Genomic DNA, 1,889 nt, shown 5'->3' with positions numbered 1-1,889 from the left:
GTGCCGGCCGTGGTGCTGGCCAGCGGCGATCCCGGCCTGTTCGGCATCGCCCGACGGGCTGCGCGCCGCCGGGCTGCCGCTGCGGGTGGTGCCGGCGGTGTCCAGTGTGGCCGCCGCGTTCGCCCGCGCCGGGCTGCCCTGGGACGGCGCCGCCGTGGTCACCGCGCACGGACGCGACCCGCGACCGGCCTGAACGCCTGCCGGGCGCTGCCGCTGGTCGCGGTGCTCACCGCTCCCGGCGCCGGTGCCGCCGAGCTGGGTGCCGGTCTGATCGGGTGGTCGCGGCGGCTGCTGGTCGCCGAGCACCTGGGCACCGACGTCGAACGGGTCCGCGAGGTGACCCCCGAGCAGGCCGCCGCCGGAACCTGGTCCGACCCGCACGTCCTGCTCAGCCTCGCCGACGCGGCGCACGGTGGACTGCGGTCGGACAACCAGCCCGCCGCCGCGCCGGCCGGCGGCTGGGCCCTCGCCGAGGACCGGTACGCCCACCGCGACTCGATGATCACCAAGTCGGAGGTGCGCGCCCTCGTCGTCGCCCGGCTACGCCCCCGACTGGGCCGGCTGGTGTGGGACGTGGGCGCGGGCAGCGGCTCGGTGGGCATCGAGTGCGCGCTGCTCGGCGCGGCCGTCCTCGCCGTCGAGCGGGACGCCGCGGCCGCAGCGACCATCCAGGCCAACGCCACCGCGCACGCGGTGAACGTCCGACTCGTGACCGGGCGCGCACCGCAGGCGCTGGCCGGGCTGCCCGAACCGGACGCGGTGTTCGTCGGCGGGGGCGGGGTCGACGTCCTCGCCGCCGTGGTGGCCCGCCGGCCGGACCGGGTGGTGCTCACCCTGGCCGCGCTGGACCGGGTCGCGCCGGCCATGGGTCTGCTGCGTGCCGCCGACTACACGGTCGAGGGCTGTCAGCTCTCCGCCGCCCGCCTCGCCGACCTGCCCGGCGGGTCGATCCGCCTCGCGGCCACCAACCCGGTGGTCGTCCTCACCGGGGAGCGCCCGTGCACGACCTGACCGTGACCACCCGCATCGGCCTGGTGGCGGCCACCACCGCCGGCCGGCGGCACGCCCACACCGTCGCCGCCGCCTGGCCGCAGGCGCGGCTGATCGAGGGGGAGAGCGTCGCCGACGCGCTGCGTACCGCCTGGGCGCGGTGCGACGCGGTGGTGGCGTTCCTGGCCGCCGGCGCGGTGGTGCGGATTCTCGCTCCGCTGCTCGCCGACAAGCGCACCGACCCGGCCGTGGTCGTCGTCGACGAGGCGGCCCGGCACGCGGTGGCGTTGCTCGGCGGGCACAGCGGAGGCGCCAACGACCTCGCCGAGGCCGTCGGCGCGCTGCTCGACGCCCGGCCGGTGGTCACCACCGCCACCGACGCGGTCGACCTGCCGGGGCTGGACACCCTCGGCTGGCCGGTGCGGGGCGCGGTCGCCGCGGTGTCCCGAGCCATCCTGGACGGCGAGCCGGTCCGGCTGATCGCCGACGCCGACTGGCCGCTGCCCGCCCTGCCCCCGAACGTGCGCGCCGATGACGAGGACACGCCGGACGGCGGATACCGGCTGCTGGTCACCGACCGGGTGGTGCCGATCGACGAGCGGACCGTCGTGCTGCGGCCCCCGTCGCTGGTCGCCGGGGTCGGCGCGAGTCGGGGCGTACGCGCGCCGAGGTGGCGGAGCTGCTGCACCGGGTGCTGGCCGAGGCCGCCTCGACCCGGCGAGCCTGCGCTGCCTGGCCAGCGCCGACGTCAAGGCCGACGAGGTGGGCATCCTGAGCGCCGCCGACGCGCTCGGCGTACCCCTGGTGACCTGGCCGGCGACGCGGCTGGCGGCGGTCGACGTGCCGCACCCCAGCGAGGTGGTCCGCGCCGTGGTCGGCACGCCGAGCGTGGCGGAGGC

General features: G+C 78.2%; 2 pseudogenes. Both read left to right on the top strand.

Annotated features, from left to right (window positions below):
- Positions 1-1,011: pseudogene (gene cbiT, locus JNW91_RS31215) on the top strand (precorrin-6Y C5,15-methyltransferase (decarboxylating) subunit CbiT); the annotation flags it as partial.
- Positions 999-1,889: pseudogene (locus tag JNW91_RS31210) on the top strand (cobalt-precorrin 5A hydrolase); the annotation flags it as partial. The pseudogenes cbiT and JNW91_RS31210, both read left to right, overlap by 13 nt.

Source organism: Micromonospora parastrephiae (genome assembly GCF_016802865.1).
Taxonomy (GTDB): domain Bacteria; phylum Actinomycetota; class Actinomycetes; order Mycobacteriales; family Micromonosporaceae; genus Micromonospora; species Micromonospora parastrephiae.
This window is presented reverse-complemented; position numbering and strand designations above follow the sequence as displayed.